The organism is Isoptericola sp. NPDC019693, from assembly GCF_044389085.1.
Lineage (GTDB): Bacteria > Actinomycetota > Actinomycetes > Actinomycetales > Cellulomonadaceae > Isoptericola.
This window is the reverse complement of sequence record NZ_JBIRXP010000002.1, coordinates 182,323-195,625: the sequence shown is the minus strand read 5'-3', so window position 1 is coordinate 195,625 and position 13,303 is coordinate 182,323. Positions and strand designations below refer to the sequence as shown.

At 72.7% G+C, this 13,303-nt stretch carries 14 protein-coding genes; 4 read left to right on the top strand and 10 right to left on the bottom strand.

Annotated features, from left to right (window positions below):
• The first annotated feature begins 175 nt into the window (after window positions 1-175).
• The 3 genes from ACH436_RS06340 (at window position 176) to ACH436_RS06330 (ending at window position 4,011) form a co-directional block, all read left to right on the top strand.
• The gene (locus ACH436_RS06340; protein WP_430559350.1) at window positions 176-958 is read left to right on the top strand and encodes an SDR family oxidoreductase; all 783 of its coding nucleotides are present in this window, start codon (window positions 176-178) and stop codon (window positions 956-958) included.
• 57 nt (window positions 959-1,015) lie between these two features.
• Window positions 1,016-1,513 carry an NUDIX hydrolase gene (locus tag ACH436_RS06335; protein WP_430559349.1) on the top strand — a complete coding sequence of 166 codons (498 nt, stop codon included), beginning with the start codon at window positions 1,016-1,018 and terminating at the stop codon, window positions 1,511-1,513.
• 176 nt (window positions 1,514-1,689) lie between these two features.
• Complete coding sequence (locus ACH436_RS06330; RefSeq protein ID WP_430559348.1) at window positions 1,690-4,011, top strand: immune inhibitor A domain-containing protein; 2,322 nt, start codon at window positions 1,690-1,692, stop codon at window positions 4,009-4,011.
• Window positions 4,012-4,129: 118 nt separating this feature from the next.
• Here ACH436_RS06330 and ACH436_RS06325 read toward each other — a convergent pair whose 3' ends face one another.
• From ACH436_RS06325 to ACH436_RS06285, 9 genes are all read right to left on the bottom strand, one after another.
• Window positions 4,130-4,861 (bottom strand): glutamine amidotransferase, encoded by a 732-nt coding sequence (locus ACH436_RS06325; RefSeq protein ID WP_430559347.1) that lies wholly within the window; start codon window positions 4,859-4,861, stop codon window positions 4,130-4,132.
• The gene (locus tag ACH436_RS06320; RefSeq protein WP_430559346.1) at window positions 4,858-5,826 is read right to left on the bottom strand and encodes a bile acid:sodium symporter family protein; all 969 of its coding nucleotides are present in this window, start codon (window positions 5,824-5,826) and stop codon (window positions 4,858-4,860) included. The genes ACH436_RS06325 and ACH436_RS06320 overlap by 4 nt, the downstream gene beginning before the upstream one ends.
• 73 nt (window positions 5,827-5,899) lie before the next feature.
• Entirely contained in the window at window positions 5,900-6,709 is an 810-nt protein-coding gene (locus tag ACH436_RS06315) for an ABC transporter permease (protein WP_430559345.1), read from the bottom strand.
• Window positions 6,706-7,689: an ABC transporter ATP-binding protein gene (locus tag ACH436_RS06310; protein ID WP_430559344.1), complete on the bottom strand. Its 984-nt coding sequence runs from the start codon at window positions 7,687-7,689 to the stop codon at window positions 6,706-6,708. Before ACH436_RS06310 ends, ACH436_RS06315 begins: the two co-directional genes overlap by 4 nt.
• Window positions 7,690-7,733: 44 nt before the next feature.
• Complete coding sequence (locus ACH436_RS06305; RefSeq protein ID WP_430559343.1) at window positions 7,734-8,519, bottom strand: hypothetical protein; 786 nt, start codon at window positions 8,517-8,519, stop codon at window positions 7,734-7,736.
• A 5-nt stretch (window positions 8,520-8,524) separates the two neighbouring features.
• A complete protein-coding gene (locus tag ACH436_RS06300; protein WP_430559342.1) occupies window positions 8,525-9,304 on the bottom strand; it encodes a hypothetical protein in 780 nt (259 codons plus the stop codon).
• On the bottom strand, window positions 9,301-10,308 hold the full coding sequence (locus ACH436_RS06295; RefSeq protein WP_430559341.1) for an ATP-binding cassette domain-containing protein: 1,008 nt from the start codon (window positions 10,306-10,308) through the stop codon (window positions 9,301-9,303). Before ACH436_RS06295 ends, ACH436_RS06300 begins: the two co-directional genes overlap by 4 nt.
• Window positions 10,305-10,700 carry a GntR family transcriptional regulator gene (locus ACH436_RS06290; RefSeq protein ID WP_430559340.1) on the bottom strand — a complete coding sequence of 132 codons (396 nt, stop codon included), beginning with the start codon at window positions 10,698-10,700 and terminating at the stop codon, window positions 10,305-10,307. Before ACH436_RS06290 ends, ACH436_RS06295 begins: the two co-directional genes overlap by 4 nt.
• A 168-nt stretch (window positions 10,701-10,868) precedes the next feature.
• Window positions 10,869-11,324: a DUF6194 family protein gene (locus ACH436_RS06285; protein ID WP_430559339.1), complete on the bottom strand. Its 456-nt coding sequence runs from the start codon at window positions 11,322-11,324 to the stop codon at window positions 10,869-10,871.
• A 33-nt stretch (window positions 11,325-11,357) separates the two neighbouring features.
• Here ACH436_RS06285 and ACH436_RS06280 point away from each other — a divergent pair, with 33 nt between their 5' ends.
• Entirely contained in the window at window positions 11,358-12,083 is a 726-nt protein-coding gene (locus ACH436_RS06280; protein WP_430559338.1) for a MerR family transcriptional regulator, read from the top strand.
• Window positions 12,084-12,182: 99 nt separating this feature from the next.
• Here ACH436_RS06280 and ACH436_RS06275 read toward each other — a convergent pair whose 3' ends face one another.
• Window positions 12,183-13,298 (bottom strand): aspartate-semialdehyde dehydrogenase, encoded by a 1,116-nt coding sequence (locus ACH436_RS06275; RefSeq protein ID WP_430559337.1) that lies wholly within the window; start codon window positions 13,296-13,298, stop codon window positions 12,183-12,185.
• Window positions 13,299-13,303 lie beyond the last annotated feature (5 nt).

Below are 13,303 nucleotides of genomic sequence, written 5' to 3'. Positions count from 1 at the left end.
ACGGATGTCCACGGCGACGACGGTACGTCGCACCTCCCCCGTCCGTCCACCCGCGTCCACCATCCGGTCGGGCGGCACACCGCCCGGCCCCCGCGCCACGACCGCCGCGCGAGCATCCCGGCCCGTCCCTAACGTCAGGGACGGTCGGACGGTCGAGCACCGAGGGGTGGGGACGATGCAGGGTCTCGAGGGCAAGGTCGCGCTGGTCACGGGCGCGGGGTCGGGGATCGGGCGCGCGACGGCGGTGCTCCTCGCCCGCGAGGGAGCCACCGTGGTCGCGCTGGGGCACCGGCAGGAGAGCGCCGAGGACGTGGCCGACGAGATCCGGCGCGACGGCGGCGCGGTGCTGCCCGTGTCGGCCGACGTCGCGGACGCGCGTGCGGTGCACGACGTGGTGGCCCGGATCGAACGGGAGCTCGGCCGGCTGGACGTCGTCGTGGCCAACGCCGGCGTGAACGGCGTCTGGGCCCCGCTCGAGGAGCTGACGCCGCAGGAGTGGTCCGACACGATCGCCACCAACCTCACCGGCACGTTCCACACCGTGCGGTTCGCGGTGCCGCTGCTCGTGCGGCAGGGCGGCGCCGTCGTCGTGGTCTCGTCGATCAACGGGACCCGCACGTTCAGCAACTCCGGCGCCTCGGCCTACGCGACCAGCAAGGCCGGCCAGGTGGCGTTCGCCCGCATGGCCGCCGTCGAGCTCGGGCCGCGCGGGGTGCGCGTCAACTCCGTGTGCCCGGGCGCGATCGACACCGAGATCGACGACAACACCGAGCAGCGCCACACCGAGGGACTCGGCGTGCCCGCCGAGTTCCCCGCGGGGCAGATCCCGCTCACGGGCGAGGAGCCGGGCGTGGCCGCGCAGGTCGCGGCGACCATCGCCTACCTCGTGTCGGACGCCGCGAGCCACGTGACCGGCACCGAGGTGTTCGTCGACGGCGGCCAGTCGCTCGTCGCCTGACCACGCCCACGCCACGGCCCTGGGCGGCGGGCGGCGGTCCGCCGTAGGGTCGGCGTCATGCCGGTCCCCGACTTCGTCGCCGCCCTGCGCGCCCACGTGGGCCACGACCTGCTGTGGCTGCCGGGCGTCTCCGCCGTCGTGCTCGACGACGACGGCCGGCTGCTCCTCGGCCGCCGGGCGGACAACGGCCTGTGGGCCGTGGTGTCCGGCATCCTCGAGCCGGGCGAGGACCCGGCCGTCGGGCTGGCCCGCGAGGTGCTCGAGGAGACCGGCGTCGACGTCGTGGTCGACGCGCTCGTGGCGGTCACCGTCACCCCGCCGGTCGACTACCCGAACGGGGACCGCTCGCAGTACCTCGACCTGTGCTTCCTGTGCCGGGCCGCGAACCCGGCCGCCGTCGCACGGGCGCACGTCGCCGACGACGAGTCCACGGACGTCGCGTGGTTCGCCCCGGACGACGTCCCGACGGATCTCGCGCCCTCGTCCGCGGAGCGCCTGGGCCACGCGCTCGGCTGGTTGGCGGCCGGCTCCGGAGCCCCGTACTTCGTGCGCTGACCCCCGTTCCTCCCGTTCCTCCTGGTCGGCGGCACGTGCTCTGTTCGTCTCGCGGGTGAAACCTGGAAGTGGTTATGTGTGCCCCGCCACAGTTTGCCCCGGCGCACCGACGCGCCCCGGCACGACGGTGCCCGGCCCCCACGGCCGGGTCGCTCCGACACCCATGGAGGAAAACCGTGAGAGCACGCACCACCAGCGCGTTCGGCGTAGCGGGAGCCCTGCTGACCGCCGCCGTCCTCGCGCCCGGCCTCGCCGCGTCGGCGTCCTCGGCGCCCGCGTCCGACGCCCCACCGAACGACCCGGCCGCGCACGTCAAGAAGGACGACCGTCCCGACCCGCTGGCCGAGAAGCGCACCGCGCTCAAGCAGGAGGCCGTCGACCGCGTCGCCATGGGTGACGCCACCGTGCAGACGCGGGGCAAGGGCGCCCACACGTCGAAGTCGGTCAAGGTCGGCAAGAACCAGTGGGTCGAGTACGAGACGGAGCAGACGGCCCAGCTCCTGACCTTCCTCGTCGACTTCGGGGACAAGACCGACTCCCGCTTCCCCGACGCACCGGCCACCGGCCCGGTGCACAACGAGATCCCCGAGCCGACCCGCAGCGACAACTCCACCTACTGGGAGCCCGACTTCTCGCAGGAGCACTACGAGGAGATGTTCTTCACCGGGCTGGAGGACCAGAACGGCGAGTCGTTCGCCGGCGTCTACGACGAGATGTCCTCGGGGCGCTTCGACCTGCAGGGCGACGTGTCCGACTGGGTGACCGTGCCGTTCAACTCGGCGTCGTACGGCCAGACCGAGTCGAACGACGACATGACGCGGTTCGTGCAGGACGCCGCCGACGCGTGGTACGCCGACCAGGTCGCCCAGGGGAAGTCCGCCGCGGAGATCGACGAGTACCTGAAGTCGTTCGACGTCTGGGACCGCTACGACATCGACGGTGACGGGATCTTCGACGAGCCCGACGGCTACATCGACCACTTCCAGGCGATCCACGCCGGGGAGGGCGAGGAGGCCGGTGCGCCGGAGTCGGCCATCTGGTCGCACCGGTGGGCGGTCAACCCGCTCGGCACGAACGGCCCCGCCGGGTTCCCCAAGGTCGGCGGCATCAAGATCGGCGACTCCGACCTGTGGATCCGCGACTACACGACGGAGCCGGAGAACGGCGGGCTCGGCGTCTTCGCGCACGAGTTCGGTCACGACCTCGGCCTGCCCGACTACTACGACACCACCAACAAGGGTGAGAACGGCACCGGGTTCTGGAACCTCATGAGCTCGGGCTCCTGGCTCGGCCACGGCGACGGCACCATCGGCACCACGCCGAACCACATGGGCGCCACGGAGAAGATGTTCCTCGGCTGGCTGGACTACGAGACGGTCGACCAGGGCGAGCGCGCCACGGTCAAGCTCGGCCCGTCCTATCACGCGACGACGAACTCGCAGGCCGTCGTGGTCAACCTGCCCGACGGGGTGAAGGACGTCGACCTCGGCGTCGAGCCCCACGACGGCCAGTTCGCCTACTCCGGCACGGGCAGCAACGCGAACTACACGCTCGCGTCGCCGTCGTTCACCGTGCCCGACGGCGCCTCGCTGACCGCCAAGGTGCAGTACGCGATCGAGCCGGGCTACGACCACGCCTTCGCCGACATCTCGACCGACGGCGGCTCCACGTGGACGCCGCTCACGACGAACCTCTCGGACGAGGACGCGAACGGCGGCATCTCCGGCGACTCGGGCAAGGCGTGGGTCGACCTCACCGCCGACCTCGCCGACTACGCCGGCCAGGACGCCCAGCTCCGGTTCCGCTACCAGAGCGACGGCGGGCTGAACCTGCTCGGGTTCCTGGTCGACGACGTCGCCGTGGGTGACGCCCTCGACGAGGACTTCTCCGACGGGTTCGAGGGCTGGACGAGCGACGGCTTCAGCGTCATCAAGGCCGACGGCACGCACGAGGTCGAGTTCTCGCACTACTACGTGGCGGAGAACCGGCAGTACGCCGGCTACGACGAGACCCTGCAGACGGGCCCGTACAACTTCGGCTGGGCCACCTCGAAGCCGAACACCGTGGAGCACTACCCCTACCAGGACGGCCTACTGGTCTGGTACGTCAACACGTTCTACGGCGACAACAACACCTCGGACCACCCGGGCGGCGGGCAGGCCCTGCCCGTCGACGCGAACGCGCAGGCGCTGCGCTGGTCGGACGGCACCCTCGCGCGCAACCGCATCCAGGCGTTCGACGCGACGTTCGGCCTCGGCAAGTCCGACGCGTTCACCCTGCACCGGGAGACCGCGGCGGGCATGACGACGCTGCGCACGTGGTCGCAGAAGGCGGAGAACGTCTTCGACGACACCGACCCGAACGCCTACTACGACGAGGCCAACCCGACCGGGTCGGTGGTCGTCGCCGGCTCGGGCACGAAGATCAAGGTCAAGGCCGTCAACGGCAAGAACGGTGTGATGACGGTGGACGTCACCACGCCCCGCACGAAGGGCTGACCTGTCAGGGTGAGCGCCCGGTCGACCGCGCGCTCACCCTGACAGCCTTCTGAGCCCGCAACCTGTCAGGCCCTGCGCACGGAAGACCGTGCGCAGGGCTGACAGGTGCTCGGGGCGGTCAGCGGGCGTAGCGGGTCACGAAGTTCCGCAGGAGGCGCATGGGCTCGGTGACGCGGTGCTCGCGCGAGCGCGCGACGATGCGGTCGCCCTCCTCGGGCGGGAAGTACCCGTAGGTGCGGTACACCTCGACCCGCTGCTCGATGCCGGCCAGGTCCAGCTCGGGGTGGAACTGGGTGGCGTACAGGTTCTGGCGCACGCGGAACATCTGCACGGGGGCGTCGGCGGAACGGGCGAGCAGGGTGGCCGACGGCGGCAGCTCCCGCACCGCCTCCTTGTGGCCCAGGTAGGCGGTGAACCGGGCGGGCACCCCCGCCAGCAACGGGTCGGCGAGCCCCTCGGGGGTCAGCTCGATCTCGGCGGGCCCTACGGGCTCGGAGTACGTGCGGTCGACGACGCCGCCCTGGTGCGTGCCGAGCGTCCCGACGCCGTAGCAGGCGCCGAGGAACGGGAAGTCGCGGTCCACCAGCTCGTCGAGCAGGGCCGCCATCTCCCGCTCCACGCGGTGCTGCACGGCGGACTTCTCGTCCTCCGGATCCGAGGAGTTGAACGGCCCTCCCCCGACGATCACGCCGGAGAGCCCCTCGAGGTCGACGGGCGGCAAGGGCTCCCGCTCGAGCCGGACCCGGCGCAGGGACGCGGCGGTCAGCCCGGAGTAGCGCAGCACCGCGTCGTACTCCCCGTCGGCGGCGACGTCCTCGGCTCGGGTGCCGAGGAAGAGGAACGGCTTCACGGGTGCAGGCTAGGCGCGTCCTCGGCAGCCCGCCGGTCGTCCGTCGCCACGGGACGGCGCGCCCAGAACGACGCCAGGATCGACCCGGACACGTTGTGCCAGACCGAGAACAGGGCCGCGGGAAGGGCGGCCGCGGGCGTGAAGTAGTCGGTGGCGAGGCTGGCCGCCAGGCCGGAGTTCTGCATCCCGACCTCGACGCTCACCGCGCGGCGAGAGCCCTCGTCCAGCCGCGCCAGGCTCGCGGCGCCGTAGCCGAGCAGCAGGCCGAGGGCGTTGTGCAGGATGACGGCGAGGGCGACCAGGATGCCCGTGCTCAGCACGGCGTCGGCGTTCGCGGCCACGATCCCGGCGACGATGACGACGATCCCCGCGACGGAGACGAGCGGCAGGTACGGCAGCAGGTACCGCTCCACGATCCTGCCGGCGAACGCCCGCACCAGCAGGCCCGCCAGCACCGGGAAGAGCACGATCTGCACGATGGAGGTGACGAGCGCGCCGTAGGTGACGTCGAGCTGCGAGCCCGCCAGCCACAGCACCAGGGCCGGGGTGAGCAGCGGGGCCAGCAACGTGGACACCGACGTCAGCGTCACCGACAGGGCGGTGTCGCCCTTGGCCAGGTAGACGATGACGTTGGACGCCGTGCCCCCGGGCGCGGCGCCGACGAGGATCATGCCGATCATCGCCTCGCCCTCGAGCCCGAACAGGTGCCCGATCCCCCAGGCGAGCAGCGGCATGATCGTGAACTGCGCGACCACGCCGAGCAGCACCGCCCACGGCCGCCGCGCGACGAGCCCGAAGTCGGAGCCCCGCAGCGTGAGCCCCATCCCGAACATGATGATCCCGAGGAACAACGGCGTCTGCTCCGCGACGGGGGCGAGGGCGGTCGGGGCCAGCAGCCCCGCCACCCCGCCCAGCACCACGAGCACCGCGAACCACTTCCCGGCGAGCTCAGCCACTCTGCGCATGGGGTGGGACCTTACTCCCGTACGCACGTCGAGCCGGCCGGGACCCGCAGGCCCCGGCAGGCTCGACCGGTCGTCACGTCCAGCGGAAGAGCCGGGCCGCGAGGGGGAGCAGCACGGCCGTCCACACGACCATGACGACCACCTGGAGCAGCGGGAACCCCTCGCCGAACCAGCCCGTGTCCATCGCCTGCGCCGCGGCGCCCATCGGGCTGAACTGGCCGATCTGCCGGATGAAGTCCGGCATGATCGGGCCCGGCGTCCACAGGCCCGCGAGGAACAGCAGCGGGAAGTAGACCAGCGACCCGACCGCGTTGGCCGTCGAGGGCTTGTTCACCACGGCGGACAGCAGCATGCCGAGGGAGAACATCGACAGCATCCCCAGCACGAACGCGAGGGCGACGACGCCGAGCTGGGTGGGGCGCACGATGCCGAACGCGAGCTGCGCCACCACGAGGGCGAGGGCCGCACCGACGAGCGTGGTGACGACGTTGATGACCAGGTGCACCACGATGAGGCTCTGCGGGCGCATGGGCGTCGTGGACAGCCGCCGCAGCACCCCCTTGTCGCGGAAGGTCGCGAACGTGACGGGCAGCGACATGACCGCGAGCGTGCCGACGGACATGGCGAGCACGGTGGGCAGGAAGGTCGCGATCGCCGACACCCCGTACCAGAGCGAGTCCGGCGGGGCGTCCGTGATCGGGTCCCGCATCCCGGGGATGGCGAACCCGACGCCGAGCAGGATGACCGACGGGAAGAGGATCCCGAAGAACACCGACCCGAAGTCGCGCAGCCACACGGTGGTCTCGATGCGCAGCAGGGGCCCGAACCCGCTCCAGCGACTGCGGGCCGTCCGCACGGGGGCGGTGGCGACGGCGGTGGTCATGACGGCACTCCTTCGGTGACGAGGTGGTTCGAGGACTCGGGGTCGTAGCTGCGCCCGGTGACGGCGAGGAACACGTCCTCGAGCGACCGGGAGACGGTGCGGACGTCGTCCGGCACCAGGTCGGCGGCGGCGAGCGCCGGGACGAGGGAGAACAGCACCCGGCGGGTGCCCGTGACCGCGAGCTCGACGTCGGACCCGTCGACGTCGGCCATGCCCTCGACCTCGGGGTCCCGGTCGACCAGCACGGCGAGCTCGCGGCGCCCGCGCTCGACGTCCCGCGGCGCGAACCGCACGACGACGGTGCGCCCGCCCTCCAGCCCGTCGATCAGCTCGGCGGGGGTCCCCTCGGCGACGACCCGGCCGGCGTCGATGACGACGAGCCGGTCGCACAGCCGCTCCGCCTCCTCCATGAAGTGCGTGACCAGCAGGATCGTCACGCCGGTGGCGCGCACGCGCTCCACGAGCTCCCAGGTGGCGCGGCGGGCCTGCGGGTCGAGCCCGGTGGTGAGCTCGTCGAGGATGGCGATCTCCGGGTTGCCGACGAGCGCGAGCGCGATGGACAGCCGTTGCTTCTGGCCGCCCGACAGCTTCGCGAACTGCCTGTCGGCGTGCTCGGTGAGGTCGAGCAGTCGGAGGAGCTCGTCCGGGTCGGCCGGGTCGCTGTAGAAGCCGGCGAACAACCGCAGCGCCTCCCCCACCGTGATCTTGTCGTGCAGGGTGGCCTCCTGGAGCTGGACGCCCAGGAGGTCCTTGACGGCCACCGGGTCGCGCTGCGTGTCGATGCCGCGCACGCGCACGGTGCCGCCGTCCGCCTGCCGCAGGCCGGCCAGCGTCTCGACGGTCGTGGTCTTCCCCGCCCCGTTGGGGCCGAGGATGCCGAAGATCTCGCCGGGCCGGACGGCGAACGACACGTCGTCCACGGCCACCTTCTCGCCGTACGTCTTGCGAAGGTGGGATACCTCCACGATGGGATCGGCCATGGCAGGCCTCCAATCTGGTCGGGTGGTGCCTGGTGGTCGGGTGGCTAGGGACGGAGGGGGACGTCGCGCAGCAGGCGGTGCGCGACGACGGCCGCGAGGGCCGCCGCGGCGAGGCCGCCCACCACGGTTCCGACGGCGCCGACGAGGACGGTCTCGTACCCGCCGCGCAACGGGATGCCGAACAGGCCGGTACGGGTCGCGAGGTCCGCGATCGCGCACGGGACGAGCAGCGGCAGGACGAGCAGCGGCGGGAAGAAGAGCACCCAGCGCACGTGGATGAACCGCCGGAACCCGGCGACCACGGCGACGCCGGCGAGCGCGTACGTCACGACGACGAGCGCCTCGCCCACGACCGTCACGACGACCCCCGCGGCGGTGTCGAGCGGGAGCGGTGTGGCTCCGCCCTTCCAGTGGAGGTCGAGCGCGGCGTAGACGCGCTCCTCGCCGAGGGTGAGCAGCACGGTCATCACCCCGAAGGCCGGGCCGACCAGTGCGGCGGCCCGCAGTACGCCGTCGACGACCGAGGCGCGCGTCCCGCCCGCGGCGACGTGCAGGCGCAGCATGCTGCCCGACACGATCGCGCCGACGGCGAACGCCACCCAGCGGGACGGTGCGCCCGCCAGGTCGTAGGTGAGGTCCGGCATCTCGCCGCCCCAGCGGTCCACCGCCGCCGGCACCCCGGCGACGAACACCGTCCAGATCGCCCAGAACCAGGCGCCGGAGAGGAGCAGCGAGCGCACGACCCGGCGTCGGGCGACCCGGACCGCGGGGCGGTGCGACGCCTGCGCCCGCTCGGTCGCGGGGAGCTCTCGGATCGGGGAGGTGGTCATGGCGCTCACCTCGCCGGCCGCAGCGTGACGGTGCGCAGCTGCCACCAGAACCAGCCGGCGGCCAGGGCGAGGACGACCAGCGCCGCGCCGAACCCGACCGCGGGTGACGTCGGCATGGCGTCGCCCAGCAACGCGGTGAGCGCGTCGTCGCCTGCACCGGTGCGGGTGGTCGCGTCCGCGAGCATCAGCAGCACGAGCCCGGGCAGGACGAGGAGCGTGCCGCGCCAGACCCCGGCGGTGTAGTAGCCCGCCGCCACGGCCATCCCGACCAGCGAGTAGACGACGACCGCGAGGGCCTCGGCGGCGGCGGTCACCAGGATCCAGGTGTTGTGCGTCCCGAGGGCGCTGCCCAGCTGGTCCCACTGCCAGCCCATCGCGCCGAAGATCGCCTGCTCCACCATCAGCAGTGCGCTGGCGGCGGCGCCGAAGACGACCCCGGTGACCGCCGCGGCACGGATCGAGCCGCTCAGCAGTGCCCGCCGGGTGCCGCCTGCGGCGAGGTGGTTCACGACCAGGGCCGTGATCATGACGATGCCCAACGAGAAGGCGAACCACCGTGACGCGTACTCGTTTCCCGTCATGGCCCCGCCGCCGAGCACGCCGCCGGAGGCGTTCACGACCAGCGGCAGCGCCACCGTGATCAGGGCGTACACGCCCCAGAACATCGAGCCGACGAAGAGCATGGCGACGGCCACGGTGCGGGTGACCCGCCGCACGGCGGCGGCGTGCGCGTGGGCGGCGAACGCGTCGCGCTCGCGGCGGCCGATCGTGGTCCTGGCGGTCATCGTCCCGCCTCCGCCCCACCGACGGACCGCTCCGCGACCGGGCTCGTGCCTTCGTCGGTGCCGCCGGGCTGTGTGAGCCGGACGAACAGGTCCTGCAGAGGCAGCGAGCCGATCTCGACGCCGGCTGCTCGTGCCGCTGCCGCCTCACCGTCGGCGGGCGCGCCCTCGATCGTGACCTGCACCGTGGCACCGAGCTGCTGACGGTGCAGCACCCGGCGTCCGCCGACGATCTTCTCCACGGCCCGCACGGAGCCGGTGAGGCTGAAGCCGCGCGCCTGCATCTGCTCCGCGGGCTCGGCCAGCAGAACCTTGCCCCGGTGCAGCACGACGACGTCCTCGAAGAGGCGTTCGACCTCCTCGACCAGGTGGCTGGACAGCAGGATGGTGCGCGGGTGCTCGGCGTAGTCCGTGAGGATCTCGTCGTAGAACGCGTACCGCGTCGGCGCGTCCATGCCGAGGTAGACCTCGTCGAGGATGGTCAACGGAGCGCGAGCCGCCAGGCCGATGGTGGCGCCGACGGCCGAGCGCTTGCCGCGGGAGAGAGCGGAGGGCTTCTTGCGCGGGTCGACCTCGAACAGGTCGAGCAGGCGCCCGGCGAGCTCGGCGTCCCAGTACGGGCGCAGGTCGGCGTAGTACTTCAGCGAGTCGGAGACCTTCTCCTCGTCCTGCAGGTCGCCGCTCTCGCGCACCAGCTGGACGTTCGACGTGACCCAGGGGTTCTCCCACGGGTTCTCCCACAGCTCGCCCGAGCCCTCGGGCCCGACACGCACCGTACCGCTCGTGGGGCGGTTGAACGCCGCGAGCAGCGACAGGAGGGTCGACTTGCCGGCGCCGTTGCGGCCCAGCAGGCCGGTGATCACGCCCGGGCGGATCTGCAGGCTCGCCCCGTCCAGGGCGGTCGAGGCGTCGTCCTTGAACGTGGCGCCGGCCGCCGTCATCCGGCGCTGGCTGCCGAACCGGACGACGACGTCGTCGAGACGGGCGCCGAAGGGTGCGGGGGTCATGGCTCCTCCGTGGTGGTCGTGGGGCCGCCGGGCTTCCGGCGGCCGGTGCCGAGGACGTACGCGACGAGGTCGTCGGTCGGGATGCCGAGCAGGTCGGCCTGCGCGAGCGCCGGGCCGAGCACGTCGTCGAAATACGCCTTGCGGTGCTGGTCCAGCAGCCGCTCGCGCGCCCCGGGGGCGACGAACATCCCCAGGCCGCGCCGCTTGTACAGGACGCCCTCGTCCACCAGGCCGGCGAAGGCCTTGGCGGCGGTGGCGGGGTTGATGCGGAACGTCGTGGCGAACTGAGTGGTCGACATGACCTGCTCCTCCTCCGCGAGCTCACCGGCGAGCACCTGCGCGCGGATCATCTGGGCGATCTGCACGTAGATGGGTTCGGGACCGTCGAACACGCGGGCCTCCTCACGCAAGCTTCTTTGGTTATGGGGTTCATTACTCGACTAATGAACCATAGACCCGCCCCGGCGCGCAACCCCTCCCGCCGAGGTAGTCCCGAACCCAGCGAGGTGGTTCGGATCCTGGCGAGGTAGTTCGGCCAAGAACGGTGGGGTGCCGCACCCTCACCCGAGCGCCCGACGACGCTCGGAGCGGCGCCTCGCGGCGTCGTGCGCCTCGCTCAGCAGGTCCAGGACCAGCGGCGTCGTCCGCCCGGCCGGGTTCAGCACGCACACCCAGCCCAGGTCGCCGTACACCGGGTGCGGGAGCAGGACGTCGGGGACGACGACGGCGGCCGGCTCGCGGCCGGGCACGAGCACACGCGCCCGGGCGCGACCGACGTGCACGTTGACCCGCCAGCGGCCGGGACGGTCGAGGTCGAAGGCGACGTCGTCCGGGTAGTTCTTGGTGACGACGGTGCCGAAGGGCTGCTCGGACGTCGGGACCTCGCCGTCGGGCGCGTGGTAGAAGAACGCGTCGCCCCACGCGATCTCGGGGGTCCCGTCCCCAGCCCGGGGTTCGAGGACGAGGGCCCCGTCGAGGCGCCGCACCGTGTCGAGGATCTGTTCCATACTCGTCATGGTTCAAGCGTGACCTTGAAGTGCTGGTGTGGGGTGAGGAGGGACCGTCCGCTGCGTACCGTCGACGTCGCCCGCGCCACCGGCTACTCCGTGCAGCAGGTGCGTGACCTCGAGCGCCTCGGGGTGCTGCCTCCCGCCCGCCGCGAGCCGAACGGCTACCGCGCCTACGCCGCCCGCCACGTCCGCGCCACCCGGGCCTATCGCGGCCTGGCCACCGCCGTCGGGCCCGTCGTCGCACGCCGGACGATGGTCACGCTCCAGGGGGCGTCCCTCGCCGACGCCGCCGCGGCGATCACGGAGCTGCACGCGGGCCTCGCCTCCGAGCGTGCCCAGACCCTCCAGGCGCTCGCCGGACTCGACGCGATCCGTGCGGAGCCCGCGGGCCCCGCACGCGGGAGCATCCTGACGATCACCGAGCTCGCCGACGCGCTCGGCGTGCGCACGTCCACGCTGCGGCACTGGGAGGCCGAGGGGCTGCTGCGGCCCGAGCGGGTGGGGTCGTTCCGCGCCCGCGCCTACGGCGACCCTGCGGTCACCACGGCCCGCGTGGTCGCCGCCCTCCGCTCCGCGGGGTACGGCATCCCCGCGCTGCGCGAGGTCGTGGCCCCGCTGCACGGCCTCGGGGGCACGGCCGAGGCGGAGGCCGCGCTGCGGTCCCGGTCAGAGTCGATCGCGGCACGGTCGGTGGCGCTCCTGCGAGCCGGGGCGGACCTGGCCGCCGTCCTCGACGACGTCGCGCACGACGAGGGGCCGCGGTGAGCGATGCTCACCACGGCCCCTCGAACTACCTCGGCACGTCTCGCACTACCTCGGCAGCCTTCGAACTACCTCGGCACGTCTCGCACTACCTCGCGAGCGTCAGGCCGGGGTGGCCTCCGCGGCGTCGACGTCGTCGAGCGCGGCCAGCTCGGCCAGGTCGGCGGCGACGATCTCCGCGATCTGCACGGCGTTGAGCGCCGCACCCTTGCGCAGGTTGTCGTTCGAGACGAACAGCACGAGGCCGCGCCCGCCGGGCACGGACTGGTCGGTGCGGATGCGCCCGACGAACGACGGGTCGGCGCCCGCCGCCTGCAGGGGCGTCGGGACGTCCGCCAGCTCGACGCCCGGAGCCGCCGCCAGCAGCTCCCGCGCCCGCTCCGGGGTGATCGCGGCGCCGAACTCGGCGTGGATCGCCAGCGAGTGCCCGGTGAACACCGGCACGCGCACGCAGGTGCCCGCGACGGCCAGGTCGGGCAGGCCGAGGATCTTGCGGGACTCGTTGCGGAGCTTCTGCTCCTCGTCCGTCTCGCCGGAACCGTCGTCCACGAGGTTGCCCGCCAGCGGCAGCACGTCGAACGCGATGGGCGCGACGTACTTCTCGGGCTCCGGGAACGACACGGCCCCGCCCGAGTGCGCCAGCCCCTCGAGGCCCCCGGCGACGGCGGCGCGCGCCTGGTCGGCGAGCTCCTTCACCCCGCCGAGCCCCGAGCCCGACACCGCCTGGTAGGTCGCGACGCGCAGCCGCTCCAGCCCGGCCTCGTCGGCCAGCGGCTTGAGCACCGGCATCGCGGCCATCGTGGTGCAGTTCGGGTTCGCGACGATGCCCTTGGCGGCGTCGGCGATCGCCTCCGGGTTCACCTCGGAGACGACCAGCGGCACCTCGGGGTCGAGCCGCCACGCGGACGAGTTGTCGATGACGACGGCGCCCGCCTCGGCGAACCGCGGCGCGTGCTCGCGCGACGTGCCGCCGCCGGCCGAGAAGATCGCGACGTCGACGTCCGCGAGGTCGTCGGTGGCCGTGGCCGCGACGTCCTCGACGACGACGTCCACGCCCTCGAACGGCAGCGTGCTGCCCGCCGAGCGCGCCGAGGCGAAGAACCGCAGCTCCTTGACCGGGAAGGCGCGCTCCGCGAGCAGGCGACGCAGGACGCCGCCGACCTGGCCGGTGGCGCCGACGACGGCGACGTTGATCCCGGAGGTGTTGATCTGGACCATCAGCG

Excerpts from the sequence above, each read along its gene's own strand:
- ACH436_RS06295 (WP_430559341.1), bottom strand. The coding sequence starts at position 10,308 with ATGACCCCCGCACCCTTCGGCGCCCGTCTCGACGACGTCGTCGTCCGG.
- ACH436_RS06315 (WP_430559345.1), bottom strand. The coding sequence starts at position 6,709 with ATGACCACCGCCGTCGCCACCGCCCCCGTGCGGACGGCCCGCAGTCGC.
- ACH436_RS06275 (WP_430559337.1), bottom strand. The coding sequence starts at position 13,298 with ATGGTCCAGATCAACACCTCCGGGATCAACGTCGCCGTCGTCGGCGCC.
- ACH436_RS06300 (WP_430559342.1), bottom strand. The coding sequence starts at position 9,304 with ATGACCGCCAGGACCACGATCGGCCGCCGCGAGCGCGACGCGTTCGCC.
- ACH436_RS06320 (WP_430559346.1), bottom strand. The coding sequence starts at position 5,826 with ATGCGCAGAGTGGCTGAGCTCGCCGGGAAGTGGTTCGCGGTGCTCGTG.
- ACH436_RS06340 (WP_430559350.1), top strand. The coding sequence starts at position 176 with ATGCAGGGTCTCGAGGGCAAGGTCGCGCTGGTCACGGGCGCGGGGTCG.
- ACH436_RS06335 (WP_430559349.1), top strand. The coding sequence starts at position 1,016 with ATGCCGGTCCCCGACTTCGTCGCCGCCCTGCGCGCCCACGTGGGCCAC.
- ACH436_RS06305 (WP_430559343.1), bottom strand. The coding sequence starts at position 8,519 with ATGACCACCTCCCCGATCCGAGAGCTCCCCGCGACCGAGCGGGCGCAG.
- ACH436_RS06310 (WP_430559344.1), bottom strand. The coding sequence starts at position 7,689 with ATGGCCGATCCCATCGTGGAGGTATCCCACCTTCGCAAGACGTACGGC.
- ACH436_RS06285 (WP_430559339.1), bottom strand. The coding sequence starts at position 11,324 with ATGACGAGTATGGAACAGATCCTCGACACGGTGCGGCGCCTCGACGGG.